Consider the following 20,734-nt stretch of genomic DNA (forward strand, 5'->3'; position numbering starts at 1 on the left):
CATGCCGACGCCCATTCTCGATTTCGATGCCCTCGCGCAAGCCATCTCAGGCCGCACGGTGCTATGCATCGGCGACATCATGCTGGACGAGTTCGTCTATGGCGAGGTGTCGCGGATCTCGCCGGAAGCGCCGGCGCCTGTCATCGCGGCACAGCGCAGCGAGATCCATATCGGCGGTGCCGGCAATGTCGCGCGCAACGTCGCCGCGCTCGGCGCGCGCTGCATCTTCGTCGGCCTCGTCGGCGAGGACGATGCGGGCAGGCAGCTCGCCTCGACGCTTGCGGAGCAGGGTGCAATCGAAAGCGTGCTGGTGTGCGATCCCTCGCGTCCGACCACTCGAAAAGTGCGTTTCGTCTCCGAGCATTTTTCCACGCACATGCTGCGTGCGGATTGGGAGCAGGCACAGCCTGCTTCCGATACGATCGAGACCAAGCTGATCGAGGCGATCCTGCCGCAGATCGCGCGCGCCGACATCGTGTTGCTGTCCGACTACGCCAAGGGGGTGCTGACCGCCCGCGTCATCCGCCACACCATCGACGCCGCGCGAAAACTCGGCAAGCCTGTGATCGTCGATCCCAAAAGCCTGAACTGGGCGATCTATCGCGGCGCGACGCTGCTCACGCCCAATCGCAAGGAATTTTCGGAAGCGACCCGAAGCCGCGCCGACACGCCGCAGAGCATCGTCGATGCCAGCGAGGACGTGATGCGGCTCGCCGATTGCGAAGCAATCCTGGTCACGCAAGGCGAGCACGGCATGACGCTGGTGCCGCGCAACGGCGAGGCTGTTCACGTTCCGGCGTTCCCGGTCAAGGTGCGCGACGTCTCCGGCGCCGGCGACACCGTTGCGGCGGCGCTCGCGGTGTCGCTCGCCACGGGCGCGGACTGGGACACGGCGCTACGCATGGCCAGTGCCGCGGCCGCCGTCGCCGTCGGCAAGCAGGGCACCGCAAGCGTGAGTGCGGCCGAGCTGAAGCGAAAGATATTGCCGCATGCCTATCTCGCGGCCGAGGAGAAGATCGTGCTCGAGCCCGGCGCGCTCGACGCGCAGCTCGCGGAATGGAAGAAGCAAGGCCAGCGCGTCGGCTTCACCAATGGCTGCTTCGACATCCTGCATCCCGGCCACGTCAAGGTGCTGACAGCGGCGCGCTCCGCCTGCGACCGCCTGATCGTGGGGCTGAACAGCGACGCTTCGGTACGGCGGCTGAAGGGCGCCGATCGCCCCGTTCAGGACGAGCGAGCGCGTGCGGAAGTGCTGGCGGCGCTCGAAGCCGTCGATCTCGTCGTTATTTTCGATGAGGATACGCCGATCGACCTGATCACCCGCATCAAGCCGAGTGCGCTGATCAAGGGGGGCGATTACACCCGCGAGCAGGTCGTCGGCCATGAGGTCGTCGAGGCCGCGGGCGGGACGGTGGTGCTGGTCGACATTCTCCAGGGTTTCAGCACGACGGCGCTGGTTCATCGCGCGCGGGGAGAGGGCAAGTGACGACGCTCACCGGGGAGACGACCGGCCAGGTGCTGTGGCGGCGTCTGCGCAGTCCGGCGGCCTGGTCCGAGACGGTCGATCTGTTCGCGATCCTGACTGCGGCCTCGTTGCCATGGTCGACGTCGCTTGCGGCGATATTCAATGTCCTGATGCTGCTCTGCATGGTGCCGTTCCTCGACGTCCGTGAGTTCCTGCAATCGCTCAAGCGTCCGATCGGTGCGGCGCCGATTGCGCTGGTCCTGCTCGCGCTGGTCGGGACGCTGTGGTCGGACGCGGCCTGGGGCGCGCGCTTCTACGCGGTCAATCCGACCGTCAAGCTGCTGGTGCTGCCGGTCCTGCTCTATCATTTTGCGCGCTCGCCGCGCGGACATTGGGTGTTCGTCGCCTTCCTGGTGTCCTGCGCGCTGCTGTCGGTGATGTCCTGGCTGGTCGCCTTCTACCCCGACCTCGCGCTCAAATCCGACCGCGTCGAGCGCGGCATCTTCGTCAAGAACTACATCGACCAGAGCCAGGAGTTTGCGCTCTGCGCGGTCGCGCTAGCCTATCCGATCGTGCAGTTGCTGCGTCAGAAGCGCTACTGGATCGCAGGGCTGCTCACGGCGCTTGCGCTCGCCTTCTTCGTCAATATGGCCTTCGTGGTGGTGTCGCGCACTGCGCTTGTCACCATTCCGGTCCTGTTCGGCGTGTTTGCGTTGCTTCATCTGAGATGGCGCAGCATCGCGATCATCTCCGCGGCCCTGCTCGTGGGCGCGGTTCTCGCCTGGCAGGCCTCGCCGCAATTGCGCAAGACCGCCGACAGCTTTGCCAGCGACTACACACGCTATGTCGAACAAGGCGCGGCGACCTCGGCCGGGTTGCGGCTCGAATTCTGGCGAAAATCCCTCGGTTTCTTCGCGGAGGCGCCGGTCAAGGGGCACGGCACCGGCTCGACGCGTGGATTGTTCGAGCGGGCCGCGACGCCCGGCGATCAGAACCTTGCGTCCGCCGAGGTGATCGGCAACCCGCATAACCAGACTCTGAACGTGGCCGTGCAATGGGGCTTCATCGGCGTCGCCGTTCTCTACGCCATCTGGATCCTGCATCTGCTGTTGTTTCGCGGCGACGGGCTCGCAAACTGGGTCGGCCTCCTGGTCGTGGTCCAGAACGTCTTCACCTCGCTGTTCAACTCCCATCTGTTCGACTTCCACGAGGGCTGGATGTACGTCATCGGTGTCGGCGTTGCCGGCGGCATGGTGATCCGGGCCCAGCAGGCCGAAGCGAAGGCGACAGTAACCGGTTCCTGAACGGCCGCCCGGATCGCAAAGGTTGACCGGCAAACCTTGACCGGCAAACCTTGACCGGCAAGCCTTGACTGGCATGTCCGGCCGAGATGGGTTATCAGCGCGATCAGGTTGCATTTAACTGGATTTTCGGTCAGCGGATGACGCGTCTTTCGCATCTCACCTTGCGCAATTTCATGATCGCGCTCCACGACCTGCTGGCGACCACGGCGGCGCTGTTCGCCGCCTTCTATCTGCGCTTCGAGGGCGGCGACGGCTTCTTCGATCGCCTGCCGCTGCTGATCCAGATCTTGCCCTATTTCCTCGCCTTCAGCGTGGTCGTGTTCTTCGTCTTCAACCTGACCACGACGAAATGGCGCTTCATTTCGCTGCCCGACGCGCTGAACATCATCCGCGTCGCGACCGTGCTGACGGTTGCACTCCTGGTGCTCGACTACATCTTCGTCGCCCCCAACGTTCGCGGCGCCTTCTTCCTCGGCAAGGTGACCATCGTCCTCTACTGGTTCATCGAGATCTCCTTCCTCAGCGCGTTGCGCATGGCCTACCGCTATTTCCGCTATACGCGGGTTCGGCGTCACGCCCGCACCGGAGATGCCGCGCCGACACTGCTGATCGGCCGCGCCGCGGACGCCGAGGTACTGTTGCGCGGAATCGAGAGCGGGGCGATCAAGCACATCTGGCCGGTCGGTGTGCTCTCGCCGTCGAGTTCCGATCGCGGCCAGTCCATCCGCAACGTCCCTGTCCTGGGCGGCGTCGACGACATCGAGGATGTCGTCGCCGACTTCACCAAGCGCGGCAAGGGGATCGCGCGCGTCGTGATGACGCCGACGGCATTCGAGCCGGAGGCCCACCCCGAATCGATCCTGATGCGGGCGCGCAAGCTCGGCGTGATCGTGAGCCGCATGCCCTCGCTCGAGAGTGGCGATACGCCACGACTCACTGCCGTCGCGGTCGAGGACCTGCTGCTGCGGCCGAGCGAAAAGATCGACTATGCGCGGCTCGAGGCCCTGATCGAGGGCAAGGCGGTGATCGTCACCGGCGGGGGCGGCTCGATCGGTTCCGAGATCTGCGAACGTGTCGTCGCGTTCGGCGCCGCGCGCCTTCTGATCGTGGAAAATTCCGAGCCGGCGCTCTACGCGATCACGGAAACGCTCGCGGCGCTCGGCACCGCTGCTTCGATCGAAGGGCGGATCGCCGACATCCGCGACCGTGAGCGCATCATGCGCCTGATGGCCGAGTTCAAGCCGGACATCGTGTTCCATGCCGCCGCGCTCAAGCATGTGCCGATCCTCGAGCGCGACTGGAGCGAGGGCGTCAAGACCAACATCTTCGGCTCGATCAACGTTGCCGATGCCGCGCACAATGCCGGCGCCGAAGCCATGGTGATGATCTCGACCGACAAGGCGATCGAGCCGGTGTCGATGCTCGGCCTGACCAAGCGCTTCGCCGAGATGTATTGCCAGGCGCTCGACCATGATCTTGCGGCGGGTCACGGCGGCGCCAGGCGGTCGATGCGGCTGATCTCGGTTCGGTTCGGCAACGTGCTGGCGTCGAACGGCTCGGTGGTGCCGAAGTTCAAGGCCCAGATCGATGCCGGCGGTCCCGTGACGGTCACGCATCCCGACATGGTCCGCTACTTCATGACCATCCGCGAAGCCTGCGATCTCGTCATCACGGCGGCAACGCATGCGCTGGGAACGCAGCGTTCGGACGTGTCGGTCTACGTGCTCAACATGGGCCAGCCGGTGAAGATCGTCGATCTCGCCGAGCGCATGATCCGTCTCTCGGGCCTGCAGCCCGGCTACGACATCGAAATCGTGTTCACCGGCATGCGGCCCGGCGAACGCCTGCACGAAATCCTGTTCGCCTCCGAGGAGCCGACCCGCGAGATCGGCGTCGCCGGCATCATGGCCGCGCAGCCGAACGAGCCGCCGATGCAGACGCTGCGCAAATGGATTGCGGCGCTGGAGCAGGCGATCGCGCGCGACGATCGGGCCACCATCAGGACCATCCTGAAGGACGCGATTCCGGAATTCGGGTCCACCGCGGCCTGATCATGCAGCCTCGAGGCAAGATCGTCGTGGCGAGCCAGCACTACCCGCCTGATCCGAGCACGACGGCGGCGATCATGGCCGAGATCGCCTGCCGCATCGCCGGGGATCACGAGGTCGTGGTGCTGTCGGGCTCATCAGGCGCGTTGCCGGCCTCGCAGACCGGCCCGGGCAAGCCGCGGGTCGTCGCCGTCAAGAACCGGATGGCGGGCAAGGCGGCGCTGGTGCGGCGCGGCGCCTCCGAGCTGCTGTTCGCGGTGCGCACGTTCCTGGCGTTGACACGGGAGTTGAGGCGAGGCGACGTCGTGCTCACCGTCACCGCACCGTTCATGCTGCCTTACGCAGTCGCGGCGGCGGCGAGGCTGAAGGGCGCGCGCTCGGCGCTGATCATGCACGACCTCTTCCCCGACGTGCTGGTGATGGCGGGCCTGCTGAAGCCCGGTTCGATCATCACCATGACGATGCGCGCCGCCAACGGCCTGATGTTCCGCGCGCTCAACGCCGTCATCACCATCGGCCGCGATGCGGAACGGCCGCTACTGAGCTATTCCGGCATGACGCGGAACAAGATCCGCTTCATCCCGAACTGGGCGACGCTCGTGGCCGCACCCCGGCCGGTGACGGCGGATAATCCGTTCCGCAAAGCGCTCTCGGCGGGTTTCGTTGTCGGCCTGTCGGGCAATCTCGGCTTCACCCATGATCCGGAGATCGTGTTCGAGGCGGCGCGTCTTTTGAGTGACGAGCCCGACATCCATTTCCTGCTCTCCGGCTGGGGCATCGGCTTCGAACGGTTGAAGCAGTTGCAGACTGAGGCGAACTTGCCCAATGTCTCCTTCGTGGGACGGGTCGAGGATGCCGAGCTCGAACCATTCCTGGCGGCTGCCAATCTCTGGATCATTCCGTACCGGAAGGACGTTGCGGGGGTGTCGGTGCCGAGCCGGTTCTACAATCTGCTGGCGGTCGGCCGTCCCGTGGTGCTGGTCTCCGAACCGGAGGCCGAGGCCGCGTTGACCGTGGTGGAGAACGGGCTGGGCTGGGTCGTGACGCCGGGCCGCGCCGATCAACTAGTCGAGGCGATCCGCGCGGCGTCTCGCTCCGACGGTGTCGCCATTGCGGAGCGCGCGGTAAAGGCGGCGGCGAAATTCGATCGCGTTACCGCGATGAACGCCTATGCTGCCCTGGCCGACGAATTGTTGCGCAACCCCGAACTGCCGGAGCAACGATGAACGAGCGCAAGCCAGTCGTGCTGGTGACGGGGGCGAGCGGTTTCGTCGGCCGTCACGTCGTGCCCGCACTGGCGCGCGAGGGATGGTCGATCCGCCGCGCGGTCCGCAAACCGGAAGGCATGGACGACGAGGTCGTGATCGAAACGATCGGCCCCGAAACCGACTGGCAGGCCGCGCTTCAAGGCGTCGACGCCGTCGTTCATCTCGCCGCACGGGTGCATCACAAGCACGAAGAGCATGCGGTCCAGCTCTACCGCAACGTCAACATTGCCGGCACGCTGCACCTGGCGCGCAGCGCGGCGACGGCCGGCGTGCGGCAGTTCATTTTCATCAGCACCGTTCTCGTGCACGGTCGCAGCAATGAGGGCCGCGGGCCGTTCAGCGAGGACGATGTCCTGACGCCGCGCGGTCTCTACGGCATGTCCAAGGCCGCGGCCGAAGCGGGCTTGAAGACGCTGGCGCGCGACAGCGCCATGAAGGTCTCGGTGATCAGGCCGCCGCTGGTCTATGGTGCGGGCGCCAAGGGCAATTTCGCGCTGCTGACGCGTGCAGTGAACCTCGGGCTGCCGCTGCCCTTTGCCGCGATCCGCAACCACCGCGCCTTCCTTGCCGTGCAGAACCTGTCGTCGTTCATCCTGCGCCGGCTCTCTCATCCAGATCCCGCGAGCAATTTCGAGATCTTCCTGGTGGCCGACAGGGAGCAGGTCTCGACGCCCGAGTTCATCGAGCGGCTGGCCAAGGCTGCCGGCAAGAGCTCGCGGCTGTTCGGCATGCCGCCGGACCTGCTCGGGACGTTGCTGAGCCTGTTGGGCCGGCAGGATACGCATGACAGCCTGATCGGCTCGCTCGAGCTCAACCTCGCCAAGGCGACCGCGACCGGGTGGCAGCCGCCGGTGTCTCTCGACGAGGGGCTGCGGCTGGCGCTGGTGGCTCAGGACGCCTGAGGGCGGGAGAACCGCCGCAGCACGATGCCGATCGCGATTGCGCCCGCCGACAGCGCGGTCAGCGAGATCGTCATCGAGCCGGCGCGAGCGGTGACGATGGCAAGCCCCGCGAGCACGAGATTGAGCGCGAACACCTCCCCGATCACGCGGGAGACCGTGAAGCCATGGTCGGTGGCACGCTGGTAGAAATGCGAGCGATGCGCCGACCAGAATTGCTCGCGCCTTGCGATGCGCCGGAACAGCGTGATGGTCGAATCCACGAGGTAATAGGCCGGCAGCAACAGCGCCGCGGCGGGCTGCCCGCGCCAGGCGAGCTCGAGCAGGCACCAGCCGAGCAAAAGGCCGATCGGCAGGCTGCCGACATCGCCCAGGAAGACTTTCGCGACCGGCTTGTTGAACGGCGCAAAGCCGAGCATGGCGCCGCACAGCGCCGCGGCGATCAGCGCGGCCGGCCACGACAAATCGCCGAGCAGTCCCAGCAGCAGCAGCGCGGCGGTGACGGGCACCACTTCCGCCACCGTCATCAGGTCGAGCCCGTCCATGAAGTTGACGAGGTTTACGAACCACACGCCCGCCAGCAGGATGAGTCCGCGCTCCAGCGCGAGCGGCAGCGCCGGCACGATGCGCGCGGTCTCGGGCGTGGTGAACACGACGGCACCGACAGCTGCCGCCTGCAGCACGAGGCGCACGAGCACCGGCAGCGACTTGATGTCGTCGGCAAATCCGACCACGGCGATCAAGACCGTTGCAGCGATCAGCGCCGGCGGAATCGCGATGTTCGCCCAGGCTGCCCAGGCTGATGCGACCAGCAGCGTCGCTGATATCACGGCGATGCCCGCACCCTGCGGGGTCGGGATGCGATGAGAGGACCGCGCGTTGGGCCGCGCCAATGCGTACCGCTGGAGCAGGGGACGGCTGGTCCAGGTGATGACGCCCGACACCAGCGCGGCAATCGCAACGGCAAGCAGCGAGGGTACGGCGCCGAGCGCGTCAACGGTCGCGTTCACTCCGGTACCCCGAGCGGCGCCGATCCCTGCGCGGCTTTCTCCGCGCTGAGGATCCAGACCAGGCCGCCGATCGCGCCGACGATGAAGTACACGGCGCCGAACAGCAGCGAGACGTTGACCCCCTCGTTGGCGGCCAGCCCCGCGAAGCCGAACGCGAGGCTCATGGTGGCTTCACGTACGCCCCAGCCGGCGATCGAGATCGGCATCATCGTGATCAGCATCACCGGCGGCACCAGCATAAAGACGTCGCTGAAGCCGACCGGCGCCGCGATCGACTGCACGACGCACCAGGCGACCACGACGGCCAGCACATGCACGGCGAGCGACAGGATCACGACGGCTGGTCCGCGCGAGCGGCTGAAGATCACGCGGTTGGCGATCACGGCACAGGCGTGGATGTGATGCGTGGCCCACCAGGTTCTCAGCCAGTGCCATTTCAGCGCGCCGAAGACCAGGAAGCCGAGACCACCCGCGAGCGCCGCGAGGTCGACGAGCAGCAGCGCCGAGCGCCCGTGTGGATCGGCGATGAGGCTGTAGCTCCAGGGCAGGCTCGCGACGATCATGATCGCGAGCGCGATCAAACCGATCGCGCGATCGACGAAGATCGAGTAGGTCGCAGCGCGCCAGCCGGCGCCGGCGCGCGCGACAAGCCACAACCGGACCGCATCGCCGCCGATCGCCGAGGGCAGGGTCTGGTTGAAGAAAGATCCGATCACGTTGTAGCGCATGGCCCGGCCGAGCTCGAGCGGGGCGCCGCATGCGGCGCTGACCTCGCGCCAGCGCAACACGCCGACGAAGATTTGCAGGAACGTGACGGCGATCGCCAAGCCGATCCAGAACAGGCTGGTCACGGTGAAGCGCGAAAACAGTTCGGACAGATCGACCTTGCGCAGCGCCAGGTAGAGAAGCGCTCCGGAAATCAGGATCTTGGCCGTCGACAGCAGGATTCGGCGCATTTCGCCCGCATGAACAAGGGTTGAAGCAACCCGACGCAAGGCGCCGAATTCGGCCGCTTTGGTATGGTTTTGGCGTCGATCTTGCAATAGCGGTGATCGAGAGCCCTCATGCGGGGCAGCGGAGCTATTGCGACCCCGTCGATGCGGAGGCTAAAGAGGCGCCGCGGGCGAAAGATCGAGCACGGATCGGGTGAAGCAGACCTTGGGAACAGGATGAGGGATCAGGCGATTTTGGTCACGGGCGCCGCCGATTTCATCGGCTTGATGCCCGCCGATGACCCGGCTGCCGCAAATGCGCCGTCTAAGGTCTACAATGTCGGCAACCACCATCCGGAAGAGCTGATGCATGTCGTCGGATTCTGGAGCAGGGGCTGGGTCGGACGGCGATCAAAGAATTGCTGCCGAGAGACCTTTTGGAAACGTTCGCGGATGTCGAGGATCTGATGCGCGACGCCGGCTTTGCACCGTCAACGCCGATCGCGCACGGAATTCGTAATTTTGTCACCTGGTATCGGAACGACCTCAAGGTTTGAAATGACGATGGACAAACGCATTATCCCCCTGATCATGTGCGGCGGTGCCGGAACGCGGCTGTGGCCGGCCTCGCGCGAGGTGCGCCCCAAGCAATTCCTGCCGTTGTTCGGCACCCGCTCGACCTTCCAGGACACGCTGTTGCGCGTCTCGGAGGCCTCGCTGTTCGATCGCCCGATCGTCATCACCAATGCGTCCTACCGCTTCATGGTGCTGGAGCAACTCGCCGAGATTGGCATCGAGGCCGACGTGATCCTCGAGCCGATGCGGCGCGATTCCGGCCCCGCGATCGCCGCCGGCGCGGTGTTCGCGCAGAACCGCGCGAGTGAGGCGATCGTGCTCGCGCTCGCCGCCGACCACGTCGTGCAGGACAATGCGGCCTTCGTCGCCGCGGGCCGCCAGGGCCTCACCGCCGCGAGTACCGGGCGCATCGTCACCTTCGGCGTCAAGCCGGAGCGGCCGGCGACCGAATACGGCTATATCAGCCCGGGCGAGGTCATCTCCGGCGAGGTACACGCGGTCGCGCGCTTCGTCGAGAAGCCGGATGCGGTGAAGGCCGCCGACTACGTCAATTCCGGCTATCTCTGGAACAGCGGCAACTTCATGTTCCCCGCCACTGTGTTGCTCGACGAATACCGCAAGATCGATGCGGCGAGCGTGGAGGCGATTTCCAATGCCGTGACCAATGCCGGCCGCGATCTCGGCTTCGTGACGCTGGAGCCCGAGGCGTTCGGCGCGGCCAAGGCGATCTCGATCGACTATGCGGTGATGGAGAAGACCGCGCGCGCCGCGGTCGTGCCGGTGTCGTGCGGATGGTCCGACGTCGGCTCCTGGCACGCGGTGTGGGAATTATCGGACAAGGACGCGCAAGGCAATGCTTCGCATGGCGCCGCCGTGTTCGAGGATTCCCGCAACTGCAACGTCACCACGGACTCTGCGCTGGTCGCCCTCGAAGGCGTCGACGATCTCATCGTGGTTGCGACCGCGGACGCGGTGCTGGTCTCGCGCCAGAAGGATGCCGACGGGCTCAAGCGGCTGGTCACAAAACTCAAGGCGGTCGCACCGAAGGTCACCGAGGAGCATCTCAAGGTGCATCGGCCCTGGGGCAGCTACCAGTCGGTCGACAATGGCGAGCGCCACCAGGTCAAGCGCATCGTGGTCAAGCCCGGCGGGCGTCTGTCGCTGCAGAAGCACCATCATCGCGCCGAGCACTGGATCGTGGTCCGCGGCACCGCCCGCGTCACCGTCAACGAGACCGTCAAAAGCGTGCACGAGAACGAGTCGATCTACATTCCGATGGGCGCGGTGCACCGGATGGAGAACCCCGGTAAAATCATGCTGGAGCTGATCGAGGTCCAGACTGGAAGCTATCTCGGAGAAGACGACATCATCCGGATTGAAGACGACTATCAAAGGTCGTAACCAGCACACTCCGAATCACGCGACCCGGGCCAAAAGAGTGGTGTCTTTCAGAGGCTTAAGGCCCGGGAAACGTGTAACTTTTTGAATCAAATCGTGTCCGGACCGCTAGCTCCGCATTCGCCACAAATGTGGCGTCCGTGCTAGAAGCGCCCCGGGGATTTGCGTTGAATCGGGGTTTGCTCAAATGAGTTCCACAGGATCGGCACCGGCAAAGGCCGGCTTGCGCGTCGGCGTCATTGGCGCCGGCGTGATGGGCAGCAACCACGCGCGCGTGCTCGCGGGTCTTCCCGGCGTCAACCTCGTCGGCGTCGTCGATCCTTCGCCGGCGCATCGCACCCGGGCGATGGAGCTTGCCAATTGCGCGAGCTTCGAGACGCTCGACCAGCTGCTGGCCGAAGGCGTCGATGCCGTCACCATCGCGGCGCCGACCCATCTGCATCACGAGGTCTCGCTCGCCTGCATCGCCAAGAACATCCACGTGATGGTCGAGAAGCCGATTGCGTCCACGGTCGCGGAAGGCCGCGAGATCGTCGCGGCTGCGCAAAAAGCCGGCGTGACGCTGATGGTCGGTCATGTCGAGCGCTTCAATCCGGCGGTCGCCGCCGTCAAGCAGGCGATCGCGGGCGAGGATATTCTGTCGATCGCGATCACGCGCGTCGGCCCGTTTCCGCCGCGCATGTCCAATGTCGGCGTCGTCATCGATCTCGCCGTGCACGACATCGATCTGATCCGCTGGTTCACCGAGTCCGACATCGTCGAGGTGCAGCCGCAATTGTCGAGTGCGGTCGCCGAGCGCGAGGACATCGCGCTCTTGCAGTTCCGCACCGCCAACGGCGTGCTCGCGCACATCAACACCAACTGGCTGACGCCGTTCAAGGCGCGTAGCGTCACGGTCGCGACCCGCGGCAAATACGTGATGGGCGATCTCCTGACGCGCCAGGTCACCGAATGTTTCGGCTTCAAGCCTGACGGCAGCTATTCGATGCGGCATCTGCCGGTCGGCCATGACGAGCCGCTCCGCGCCGAGCTGATCGCGTTCCTCAAGGCCGTGCGCAACGGCGAGACGCCGGCGGTCACCGGCGACGAAGGTGTCGCCAGCCTCGAGATCGCGACGCAGTGCCTGGAAACGCCGTCGCGGCCCGCGGCCACGTCGTCGGCCCGCAAGGGTCCGCGCCGCGTTGCCGGTTGAACTCTTTCCATGTCGACTAGCCAAGAAGGCGCCATGAACCAGCATCTGCGTTCCGAACCCATTCCCTTCATCGACGTCGCCTCGCAGCGCCGCCGGCTCGGCGATGCGCTCGATGTGGCCGTGAAGCGCGTTCTCGACCATTGTCAGTTCGTCAACGGCCCTGAAGTCGCCGAGCTCGAGAAGCAGCTTGCGGCATATTGCGGCGCCAAGCATGTGATCGGCTGCGCCAGCGGCACCGATGCGATCCTGATGGTGATGATGGCGAAGAATGTCGGGCCCGGCGACGCCGTGCTGTGTCCGTCCTTCACCTTCATCGCGACGGCTTCGCCGGTGGCGCGGACCGGCGCGACGCCGGTTTATGTCGACGTCGACGAAGCCACCTTCAACATGAGCCCGGAATCGCTCAAGCGCGGCATCGCGACCGCCCGCAAGGCCGGCCTCAAGCCGGTCGCGATCATTCCGGTCGATTTGTTCGGCCAGCCGGCCGATCACGACGCCATCGCCGAGATCGCCAAGGCCGAAGGCCTGTTTGTGCTCGATGACGCAGCCCAAGGCTTTGGCGCGAGCTACAAGGGCCGCAGGCTCGGCACCTTCGGGCTCGCCACCGCGACCAGCTTCTTTCCCGCAAAACCGCTCGGCTGCTTCGGCGACGGCGGCGCGATCTTCACCGATGACGACGAGCTCGCGGCGACGCTGCGCAGCATCCGCGTGCACGGGCAGGGCATCGACAAATACGACAACGTCCGCCTCGGCCTGACCGGCCGGCTCGATACCATGCAGGCCGCGATCCTGATCGAGAAGCTGAAGATATTCGACGACGAGATCGCCGCCCGCAACAAGGTCGCCGAGCGCTACGCGCGCGGTCTCAGCAATGTAGTCACCGTGCCGCGCGTTGCTCCCGGCAACACCTCGGTCTGGGCGCAGTACACGATCCGCCTCCCTGAGGGCACCGACCGCGACGGCTTTGCCGCCGCGCTGAAGGCCCAGGGCGTGCCGACGGCGATCTATTACGGCAAGTCGATGCATCAGCAGACGGCCTACAAGCAGTACCCGGTGGCCGAGGGCGGCCTGCCGGGCTGCGAGAGCCTGTCGCAGGACGTCATCAGCCTGCCGATGCACGCCTACCTGACCGAAGCCGATCAGGAGCGGATCATCGCGGCCGTGCGCGGCGCGCTTTCAACCTGAATTCGCCGTTTTGCTGCGCGAGCTCTTCCTTTAGAAGGGAACGATGCTCGGACGTATCTTCACGGTTGGTGGTTACACGCTGCTCTCGCGGCTGACGGGATTTGCCCGCGACATCATGCTTGCGGCGATTCTCGGCGCCGGCCCCGTGGCCGACGCCTTTTTCGTGGCGCTGCGGCTGCCCAACCATTTCCGTGCGATCTTTGCCGAGGGCGCCTTCAACGCGGCCTGGGTGCCGGCCTATGCGCACGTCCATGGCGAGCGCGGGGAGGGGGCGGCAAGATTGTTCGCCGACCGCATCTTCACGCTGCTGCTGGCCTCGCAGGTGGTGCTGCTGATCGTCGCCTGGCTGTTCATGCCGCAAGCCATGAGCCTTCTGGCCCCCGGCTTTTCCGAGGACGCCGAGCAGCGCAAGCTCGCGATCGAGCTGACCCGGATCACCTTTCCCTATCTGCTGCTGATCACGCTGGTGACGCTCTATGGCGGCATGCTCAACGTGATGCAGCGCTTCGCGAGCGCCGCAGCCGCGTCGATCTTCCTCAACGTCTCGATGATGATGACGCTGGCGCTTGCCGCCTGGTTTCCCAGCGCGGGCTACGCCGCCGCCTGGGGCGTCCTGATCTCCGGCTTTTTGCAGTATTTCTTGCTCGCCGGCGATCTCGCCCGCCATGGCGGCCTGCCGCGCTTTGCGCCACTCAAGCTCGACGAAGACGTCCGCGCATTCTTTAGGGCACTCGGGCCTGCGACGCTGGGCTCGATGGGCACGCAGCTGGCGCTGTTTGCCGACACCATCATCGCGACCTTCCTGCCTGCGGGCGCGCTGTCGGCGCTGTATTACGCCGACCGCCTCAACCAGCTCCCGATCGGCGTGATCGGCATTGCCATCGGCACGGTGCTGCTGCCGGAGATGTCGCGGCGGATCACGGCCAACGACCATGACGGCGCGATGAAGGCGCAGCGCCGCGCCTTCGATTTCACGTTGTTGTTCTCGGTGCCGTTCGTCGCCGCCTTCCTCACTGTGCCCGACGCGATCATGCGCGCGCTGTTCGCTCGCGGTGCGTTCTCGAAAGCCGATGCCGCCGCCGCCGGCGCCACGCTCGCGGCCTATGCCATCGGCCTGATCCCCTTCGTGTTGATCCGCAGCGCGGTCGCGACCTTCTATGCGCGCAAGGACACGGCAACGCCGGTTCGCGCCTCCCTGACCGGCATCGCGGTCAACGTCGCGCTCAAGGTCGCCTTGATGGGATCGCTGGCCCAGACCGGGCTTGCGCTGGCCACTGCCGTCGGCGTGTGGACCAACCTGCTGCTGGTGCTGTTCTTCGCGGTGCGGCGAGGCTTTCTCGTGCTGGACCGCGCCTGGCTGTTGTCGCTCGCCAAATTCCTGCTGACCGGGATCATCCTGGCGGCAGCCTTCTGGCTCATCGCGCGCTTTGGCGGTCCTTCGTTGGGCGCGATGCCCTTCCGGGACGAATTGACGCTGCTTCTGCTGGCCGTCGGGGGGACGATCGTCTATGCGCTCGCCATCCTCGCCCTGTTCGGCCGCCGCTGGCTGGTCTCGCTGGTGCGGGGCTAGATTTTTCATATTTTCAACGCATTGACAGCTCGACCTTGTCGGCATGGGCCAGTCTCGATCGTCCTTGGATCGACACATCTCGGAAGTGCGGCGGATGGACCCCGCACAATTGACGTGATGCCGTCACCTTGAGCCGGCAAAAATCGAACCAGGAGCACTGTTTATGAGGATCACCGTCGAAACCAACGTAGCAGCCCCCATCGATCAGGTCTGGCGCGCTTATACGATGCCGGCCGACATCATGAAGTGGAACGCCGCGTCCGACGACTGGCATACGACCAAGGCGACCGTCGACCTGCGAGAAGGCGGTGTCTTCTCATCGCGCATGGAGGCCAAGGACGGCAGCATGGGCTTTGACTTCGCCGGTACCTACACGAAAATCATCGAGCAAAAGCGGATCGAATACGCGTTCGGCGAGCGAAAAGCCGAAGTCGAGTTTGTGCCCGGCCCAAAGGGCATTCTCGTCCGCGTGGTCTTCGATGGCGAATCGACGCATTCGGTCGAGCAGCAGCAAGGCGGTTGGCAGGCAATCCTCGACAACTTCGCACGATACGTAGAAGCGAAGCAGACGAAGTCCTGAGGGCGTGTGTAGAGGCAAGAAAGCGCCAGGGTAAGGGACTCGCCTCCAGGATGCAGCGAACCTCTACACATCTCTTGATTTTGCGCGATTGCTGTGGTAATCGCAGCGAATGATCAAATCGTCGCGCAAACTCAACCGCAACCACATGACCCGCTTCGGCTGGGCCGTGGAAGGAGTCGTGCGCTAGGAATTCGACGACGACATCTTTTCACCAGGCCCCGCCGGCATCGGACGGGGCCTTTTGTTTGGCCACGCTTCCTGCCGGCACAAAAGCAGGAGCAGCCGATGCCACCCCAACAGACGAACATGACATCCGAGACCGAGAGGCTCCCTCTCGAACTTGCCTCGACCTGGAGCATCCCAGGCTTGCTCGCGCAATACTGGCGTGCGCTCCAGGACTGGCGCTGGCGGCAGGGTCCACACCTCGCCTTGCAGGACCTGAGTGACAGGGAGCTGATGGATATCGGCATAACGCGTGGCGAGGTCGACTACATCTCGCCGGAACGGGCTATCGATAGGCTGAGGGATCACGCCAGAGATCTATGGAGCCGCGGGGGGATGTAACTGATGAGCCATCCGAAGCGGAGATGCGCTTTGTGAGCAAGCAGCCGTCGGCACGGCTGCTTGTTCTCAGGCGTGCACTGCAGGCGGGTTCGGCAACTATCATGCCATCAAGCGGACCGATCCTCACAGCGAAATGACCGAGCTGCGGCGCTCCCGTTCCATCCTGCTCTGACAGGTGAGGGCGCTGGACGGTTTTCGCATGGCTAAACCCGTTTGCCTTGCCAGTTTTTCCACGGCAATATGCCGGCAAAACAACCATGAGAAACGGGACGAGAAAATGGCGGCTCCCATCAAGTTCGGCGTTGGCCAAAGCGTATTGCGCAAGGAGGATGACGCGCTCATCCGCGGCAAGGGCCGCTATACCGACGATTATGCGCCGCAGGCCGCGCTTCGCTGCCTGATGCTGCGCTCGCCGCATGCGCATGCCAAATACACCATCGATGCGAGCCGAGCCCGCACTCTTCCCGGCGTCGCGCTGATCCTGACCGCCGATGACGTTGGGGATCTCGGCAATCTGCCCTGCCTGTTCAATCTCGAGACCGATCCCTTCACCGGGCCGCCTTACCCGATCCTCGCCAAGGACGAGGTACGCCATGTCGGCGATTCCATCGCCTTCGCGGTCGCCGAGACCATCGACCAGGCCCGCGACGCGATCGAGGCGATCGAGGTCAAATGGAGCCCGCTGCCGGCGGTGACCGGCGTCGTCAACGCCGTGAAGAAGGGCGCAGCCTTGGTCTGGCCGGACAAGCCCGGCAACGTGCTGTTCGACGTCTCGATCGGCGACAAGAAAGCGACCGAAGCGGCCTTTGCCAAAGCGCATGCGGTGGCCGAGATCTCGATCGTCAATCCGCGCGTCGTGGCGAACTTCATGGAGACGCGCGCGGCGGTGTGCGAATACGACGCCAAGCGCGACCATCTGACGCTGACGGTCGGCAGCCAAGGCAGCCATCGCCTGCGCGACATCCTCTGCCAAAACGTGCTCAACATTCCGACCGACAAGATGCGGGTGATCTGCCCCGACGTCGGCGGCGGCTTCGGCACAAAGCTGTTTCCCTATCGGGAATACGCCCTCCTGGCGGTCGCCGCGCGAAAGCTGAAGAAGGCGGTGAAATGGGCGGCCGACCGCACCGAGCACTTTATGGGCGACGCGCAGGGCCGCGACAACGTCACCACCGCGAAGATGGCGCTGGCCGAGGACGGCAAGTTCCTCGCGATGGATTGCGACCTGATGGGCGACATGGGCGCCTATCTGTCGACCTTCGGGCCCTATATCCCGCATGGCGGCGCCGGCATGCTGCCGGGCCTCTACGACATCCAGGCGTTCCACTGCCGGGTGCGCACCATCTTCACCAACAGCGTGCCGGTCGATGCCTATCGCGGCGCCGGGCGGCCCGAAGCGGCTTACGTTATCGAACGTCTCGTGGACGCCTGCGCGCGAAAACTCGACATGACGGTGGATGCCATCCGCCGCAAGAATTTCATTCAGCCGAAAGCGCTGCCCTACAAGACCGCGACCGGCAAGGTTTACGATTCCGGCGACTTCGCCGCGCATCTGAAGCGCGCGATGGAGATCGCCGAGTGGAAAGAGTTTGGCAAGCGCGCCAAGGCGGCCAAGAAGAATGGCCTGATCCGCGGCATCGGACTTGCGAGCTATGTCGAGGTCTGCGGCACCATGGGCGAGGAGACCGCCAATGTGCGGATGGACCCCAATGGCGATATCACTGTCCTGATCGGCACCCAGTCGAGCGGGCAGGGCCATCAGACCGCCTATGCGCAGATCGTTGCCGAGCAGTTCGGCGTGGCGCCTGAGCGCGTGCACGTCCACCAGGGCGACACCGACATGATCGCCACCGGCCTCGGGACCGGCGGCTCGGCTTCGATCCCGTCAGGCGGTGTCAGCGTCGAGCGTGCGACCCGCGAGCTCGGCGCGCGGCTCAAGGAGATCGCCGCGCAGGCGCTGGAAGCCAGTGCCGGCGACCTCGAGATCACCGATGGCCTGGTGCGCATCGCCGGCACCGACCGTTCGATCTCGTTCGCCGACCTCGCCAAGCGTCCCGGCGTCGATCCGTCGAAGCTCAATGCGAGCGCGACCTTTGCCAGCGCCGACGGTACCTATCCGAACGGCACCCATGTCGCGGAGGTCGAGATCGATCCGGCCACCGGCATCATCAAAATCGTCAACTACGTGATCGTCGACGATTTCGGCATGACGCTCAATCCGCTGCTGCTGGCCGGCCAGGTCCATGGCGGCGCCATGCAGGGCATCGGCCAGGCGTTGATGGAGCAGGTCGTCTATGGCGCGGGCGACGGCCAGCTCGTCACCGCGACCTTCATGGACTACGCGTTGCCGCGCGCGGCGGACGGGCCGGACTTCGTGTTCGAGACCGCCAACGTTCCCTGCAAGACCAATCCGCTGGGGGTGAAGGGCGCGGGCGAGGCCGGCGCGATCGGGTCCTGCCCGGCCGTCGTCAACGCCATCGTCGACGGGCTCTGGCGCGAGTACAAGATCGACCACATCGACATGCCGGCGACCCCGGAGCGGGTCTGGATCGCCGTCAACGAGCACCATCGCCGTCACAGCCTGTGACAATCTTCCACGGGAATGAAGTCTGCCGAGCGGTGTTGGCCCCATTGAGGGGTCAGCACGATCGTGCAGCACGGCGATCCTGCATCAAGGCAATCCTGCATCAAGGAAAGGGACTTTGCGAATGAAGCGAGTGTTGGTTGTTGGGGGCGCGCTCCTGCTCGGTATGGGCGCGGTTTGGGCACAACAGGACTCCGTCAAGGAGGTCCAGACCCTGATGAAGGGCAATGGCAAGAACGCCGGCGCAGTGGCAGCGATGGTCAAGGGCGAGAAGCCCTACGACCAGGCCACGGTGGACAGCGCGCTGGCGCAGTTCGAGGATACCGCCAAGAAGCTGCCGAACCTGTTTCCGGCGAGCGCCAAGGGCATGAAGCCCGAGGGCGACTACAGCGCCTCGCCGAAGGTGTGGGAGGACAAGGCCGGCTTCGATGCCAAGGTCGCGAGCTTCGCCAAGGTCGTCGGCGAGGCCAAGGGCAAGATCAAGGATTTGGACTCGCTCAAGGCGAATTTCCCCGCGGTCGGCAAGGAATGCGGCGGCTGCCACGAGACGTTTCGCGTGAAGAACGGTTGACGGAAGAAAAAGATTCGTAGCCCGGATTGCGCTGCGCTCCATCCGGCTACTGAGAATCGGGAAAAAGCGGTTGCGACAGCAGCCGCTTTTTTCAGGTTGGCGCGCAGCACTGGAGATTCTGTCCGCAAGGCCTGACGGATCGCTGCCGGAGCAGCTATCTTGGCTCCAGCCGCCGCGGCATTGGCGTGAGCTTTTGACGCCGACGCATCTCGCTCCTGACCGCGTTGCGACATCAGGAGTTCCAACCCGCGGCGAGCAGCTCAATCAGCAACAGCGAGACAAGCCATGGTCAAACCGTTCCCGTCGAAGACGCACATCGGCAACCATATGCTGCATCCGGAAACGCTGATGCTGACCTATGGCTACGATCCGCAATTGTCGGAAGGCGCGGTCAAGCCGCCGGTGTTCCTGACCTCGACCTTCGTGTTCAAGACGGCCGAGGACGGGCAGGACTTCTTCGATTTCGTCTCCGGCCGGCGCGAGCCGCCGGAAGGGATGGGCGCGGGCCTGGTCTATTCACGCTTCAATCACCCCAACAGCGAAATCGTCGAGGACAGGCTCGCGATCTACGAGCGCACCGAGAGCTGCGCGCTGTTCTCGTCGGGCATGGCGGCCATCGCGACCACGATCCTGGCGTTCGTCCGCCCCGGCGATGTCATTCTGCACTCCCAGCCGCTCTATGGCGGCACGGAAACCCTGCTGACGAATACGCTTGCGCGTCTGTCGATCGGCGCCGTCGGCTTCGCCGATGGCGTTGACGAAGCCGTGGTCAGCCAGGCCGCGGAGGAGGCCATGCGCAAGGGCCGCGTCTCGATGATCCTGATCGAAACCCCGGCCAACCCGACCAACGGGCTGGTCGATGTCGCGATGATGCGGCGCGTCGCCGAGACCATCGGAAAGACCCAAGGCCATATTCCGATCATCGCCTGCGACAATACGCTGCTCGGGCCGGTGTTTCAGCGGCCGATCGAGCACGGCGCCGATATTTCCCTGTACTCGCTCACGAAATATGTCGGCGGTCATTCAGACCTGATCGCGGGCGCCGCGCTCGGCGCGAAGGCGGTCGTGAAAGGCATCAAGGCGCTGCGGGGCGCCATCGGCACCCAGCTCGATCCGCATTCCTGCTGGATGATCAACCGGTCGCTCGAGACGCTGAGCCTGCGCATGGAAAAGGCCGATGCGAATGCGCGCCTCGTGGCGGACTATCTGCGCGATCATCCCAAAGTGGCCAAGGTGCACTATCTCGGTCATCACGAGGCGGCGTCGCCGGACGGACTTGTGTTCGCCCGGCAATGCACAGGGGCGGGATCGACGTTCTCGTTCGACATCGTCGGCGGCAAGGCCGCCGCCATGAAATTCCTCAACGCGCTGCAGATCCTCAAACTGGCGGTGAGCCTCGGCGGAACGGAGTCGCTTGCGAGCCTGCCCGCCACCATGACCCACTCCGGCGTTCCCGCCGATATCCGCCGCAAGATCGGCGTGCTCGATTCCACGATCCGGCTGTCGATCGGCATCGAACACCCGTCGGATTTGATCGCCGACCTCGCGCAGGCGCTGAACGCAGCCGAACCTGAGGTGTGACGCCCGC

General features: G+C 65.0%; 17 protein-coding genes and 1 pseudogene. 15 read left to right on the forward strand and 3 right to left on the reverse strand.

Annotation, left to right across the window (positions count from 1 at the left end; translation table 11 throughout):
* The first annotated feature begins 1 nt into the window (after nt 1).
* The 5 genes from rfaE1 (at nt 2) to N551_RS0109770 (ending at nt 6,987) form a co-directional block, all read left to right on the forward strand.
* Nucleotides 2-1,486: a D-glycero-beta-D-manno-heptose-7-phosphate kinase gene (gene rfaE1, locus N551_RS0109750; protein WP_027566825.1), complete on the forward strand. Its 1,485-nt coding sequence runs from the start codon at nt 2-4 to the stop codon at nt 1,484-1,486.
* Nucleotides 1,483-2,769 carry an O-antigen ligase gene (locus N551_RS0109755; protein ID WP_027566826.1) on the forward strand — a complete coding sequence of 429 codons (1,287 nt, stop codon included), beginning with the start codon at nt 1,483-1,485 and terminating at the stop codon, nt 2,767-2,769. The genes rfaE1 and N551_RS0109755 overlap by 4 nt, the downstream gene beginning before the upstream one ends.
* 137 nt (nt 2,770-2,906) lie before the next feature.
* Entirely contained in the window at nt 2,907-4,820 is a 1,914-nt protein-coding gene (locus tag N551_RS0109760) for a nucleoside-diphosphate sugar epimerase/dehydratase (RefSeq protein ID WP_027566827.1), read from the forward strand.
* A 2-nt stretch (nt 4,821-4,822) separates the two neighbouring features.
* Nucleotides 4,823-6,043: a glycosyltransferase family 4 protein gene (locus N551_RS0109765; RefSeq protein WP_027566828.1), complete on the forward strand. Its 1,221-nt coding sequence runs from the start codon at nt 4,823-4,825 to the stop codon at nt 6,041-6,043.
* Entirely contained in the window at nt 6,040-6,987 is a 948-nt protein-coding gene (locus N551_RS0109770) for an NAD-dependent epimerase/dehydratase family protein (RefSeq protein WP_027566829.1), read from the forward strand. Before N551_RS0109765 ends, N551_RS0109770 begins: the two co-directional genes overlap by 4 nt.
* Here the strand turns inward: N551_RS0109770 and N551_RS0109775 are convergent.
* From N551_RS0109775 to N551_RS38695, 3 genes are all read right to left on the reverse strand, one after another.
* Nucleotides 6,975-7,994, reverse strand: a complete 1,020-nt coding sequence (locus N551_RS0109775) for a glycosyltransferase family 4 protein (RefSeq protein ID WP_027566830.1) — start codon at nt 7,992-7,994, stop codon at nt 6,975-6,977. The two genes, N551_RS0109770 and N551_RS0109775, sit on opposite strands and share 13 nt — an antisense overlap.
* Complete coding sequence (locus N551_RS0109780; RefSeq protein WP_027566831.1) at nt 7,991-8,950, reverse strand: lysylphosphatidylglycerol synthase transmembrane domain-containing protein; 960 nt, start codon at nt 8,948-8,950, stop codon at nt 7,991-7,993. The genes N551_RS0109775 and N551_RS0109780 overlap by 4 nt, the downstream gene beginning before the upstream one ends.
* A gap of 150 nt (nt 8,951-9,100) precedes the next feature.
* Entirely contained in the window at nt 9,101-9,298 is a 198-nt protein-coding gene (locus tag N551_RS38695) for a hypothetical protein (RefSeq protein WP_197031117.1), read from the reverse strand.
* Here N551_RS38695 and N551_RS39225 point away from each other — a divergent pair.
* The 10 genes and pseudogenes from N551_RS39225 to N551_RS0109830 all read left to right on the forward strand — a co-directional run.
* Nucleotides 9,206-9,483, forward strand: a pseudogene (locus tag N551_RS39225) (UDP-glucuronate 5-epimerase); the annotation flags it as partial. The gene N551_RS38695 and the pseudogene N551_RS39225 overlap by 93 nt on opposite strands.
* A gap of 7 nt (nt 9,484-9,490) precedes the next feature.
* Nucleotides 9,491-10,903, forward strand: coding sequence for a mannose-1-phosphate guanylyltransferase/mannose-6-phosphate isomerase (locus tag N551_RS0109790; protein ID WP_027566832.1), 1,413 nt, complete (start codon nt 9,491-9,493; stop codon nt 10,901-10,903).
* Between the two features lie 184 nt (nt 10,904-11,087).
* Complete coding sequence (locus N551_RS0109795; RefSeq protein WP_027566833.1) at nt 11,088-12,092, forward strand: Gfo/Idh/MocA family protein; 1,005 nt, start codon at nt 11,088-11,090, stop codon at nt 12,090-12,092.
* A 33-nt stretch (nt 12,093-12,125) separates the two neighbouring features.
* Nucleotides 12,126-13,277, forward strand: coding sequence for a DegT/DnrJ/EryC1/StrS aminotransferase family protein (locus tag N551_RS0109800; protein ID WP_035961200.1), 1,152 nt, complete (start codon nt 12,126-12,128; stop codon nt 13,275-13,277).
* A gap of 43 nt (nt 13,278-13,320) precedes the next feature.
* On the forward strand, nt 13,321-14,847 hold the full coding sequence (murJ, locus tag N551_RS0109805; RefSeq protein WP_027566835.1) for a murein biosynthesis integral membrane protein MurJ: 1,527 nt from the start codon (nt 13,321-13,323) through the stop codon (nt 14,845-14,847).
* 163 nt (nt 14,848-15,010) lie between these two features.
* The gene (locus tag N551_RS0109810; protein ID WP_027566836.1) at nt 15,011-15,427 is read left to right on the forward strand and encodes an SRPBCC family protein; all 417 of its coding nucleotides are present in this window, start codon (nt 15,011-15,013) and stop codon (nt 15,425-15,427) included.
* A gap of 306 nt (nt 15,428-15,733) precedes the next feature.
* A complete protein-coding gene (locus N551_RS0109815; protein WP_245287753.1) occupies nt 15,734-15,991 on the forward strand; it encodes a DUF1127 domain-containing protein in 258 nt (85 codons plus the stop codon).
* A 277-nt stretch (nt 15,992-16,268) separates the two neighbouring features.
* On the forward strand, nt 16,269-18,578 hold the full coding sequence (locus N551_RS0109820; RefSeq protein WP_027566838.1) for a xanthine dehydrogenase family protein molybdopterin-binding subunit: 2,310 nt from the start codon (nt 16,269-16,271) through the stop codon (nt 18,576-18,578).
* 121 nt (nt 18,579-18,699) lie between these two features.
* Nucleotides 18,700-19,146, forward strand: coding sequence for a cytochrome c (locus tag N551_RS0109825; RefSeq protein WP_007602016.1), 447 nt, complete (start codon nt 18,700-18,702; stop codon nt 19,144-19,146).
* Between the two features lie 285 nt (nt 19,147-19,431).
* Nucleotides 19,432-20,727: a cystathionine gamma-synthase family protein gene (locus N551_RS0109830; protein WP_027566839.1), complete on the forward strand. Its 1,296-nt coding sequence runs from the start codon at nt 19,432-19,434 to the stop codon at nt 20,725-20,727.
* The last annotated feature ends 7 nt before the right edge of the window (nt 20,728-20,734 follow it).

This window comes from Bradyrhizobium sp. URHA0013 (assembly GCF_000518345.1).
Lineage (GTDB): Bacteria > Pseudomonadota > Alphaproteobacteria > Rhizobiales > Xanthobacteraceae > Bradyrhizobium.

Coding starts and splice junctions, on each gene's coding strand:
- rfaE1 (WP_027566825.1), top strand. CDS start 2: ATGCCGACGCCCATTCTCGATTTCGATGCCCTCGCGCAAGCCATCTCA.
- N551_RS0109760 (WP_027566827.1), top strand. CDS start 2,907: ATGACGCGTCTTTCGCATCTCACCTTGCGCAATTTCATGATCGCGCTC.
- N551_RS0109765 (WP_027566828.1), top strand. CDS start 4,823: ATGCAGCCTCGAGGCAAGATCGTCGTGGCGAGCCAGCACTACCCGCCT.
- N551_RS0109770 (WP_027566829.1), top strand. CDS start 6,040: ATGAACGAGCGCAAGCCAGTCGTGCTGGTGACGGGGGCGAGCGGTTTC.
- N551_RS0109780 (WP_027566831.1), bottom strand. CDS start 8,950: ATGCGCCGAATCCTGCTGTCGACGGCCAAGATCCTGATTTCCGGAGCG.
- N551_RS38695 (WP_197031117.1), bottom strand. CDS start 9,298: ATGCATCAGCTCTTCCGGATGGTGGTTGCCGACATTGTAGACCTTAGA.
- N551_RS0109790 (WP_027566832.1), top strand. CDS start 9,491: ATGGACAAACGCATTATCCCCCTGATCATGTGCGGCGGTGCCGGAACG.
- N551_RS0109795 (WP_027566833.1), top strand. CDS start 11,088: ATGAGTTCCACAGGATCGGCACCGGCAAAGGCCGGCTTGCGCGTCGGC.
- N551_RS0109800 (WP_035961200.1), top strand. CDS start 12,126: ATGAACCAGCATCTGCGTTCCGAACCCATTCCCTTCATCGACGTCGCC.
- murJ (WP_027566835.1), top strand. CDS start 13,321: ATGCTCGGACGTATCTTCACGGTTGGTGGTTACACGCTGCTCTCGCGG.
- N551_RS0109810 (WP_027566836.1), top strand. CDS start 15,011: ATGAGGATCACCGTCGAAACCAACGTAGCAGCCCCCATCGATCAGGTC.
- N551_RS0109815 (WP_245287753.1), top strand. CDS start 15,734: ATGACATCCGAGACCGAGAGGCTCCCTCTCGAACTTGCCTCGACCTGG.
- N551_RS0109820 (WP_027566838.1), top strand. CDS start 16,269: ATGGCGGCTCCCATCAAGTTCGGCGTTGGCCAAAGCGTATTGCGCAAG.
- N551_RS0109825 (WP_007602016.1), top strand. CDS start 18,700: ATGAAGCGAGTGTTGGTTGTTGGGGGCGCGCTCCTGCTCGGTATGGGC.
- N551_RS0109830 (WP_027566839.1), top strand. CDS start 19,432: ATGGTCAAACCGTTCCCGTCGAAGACGCACATCGGCAACCATATGCTG.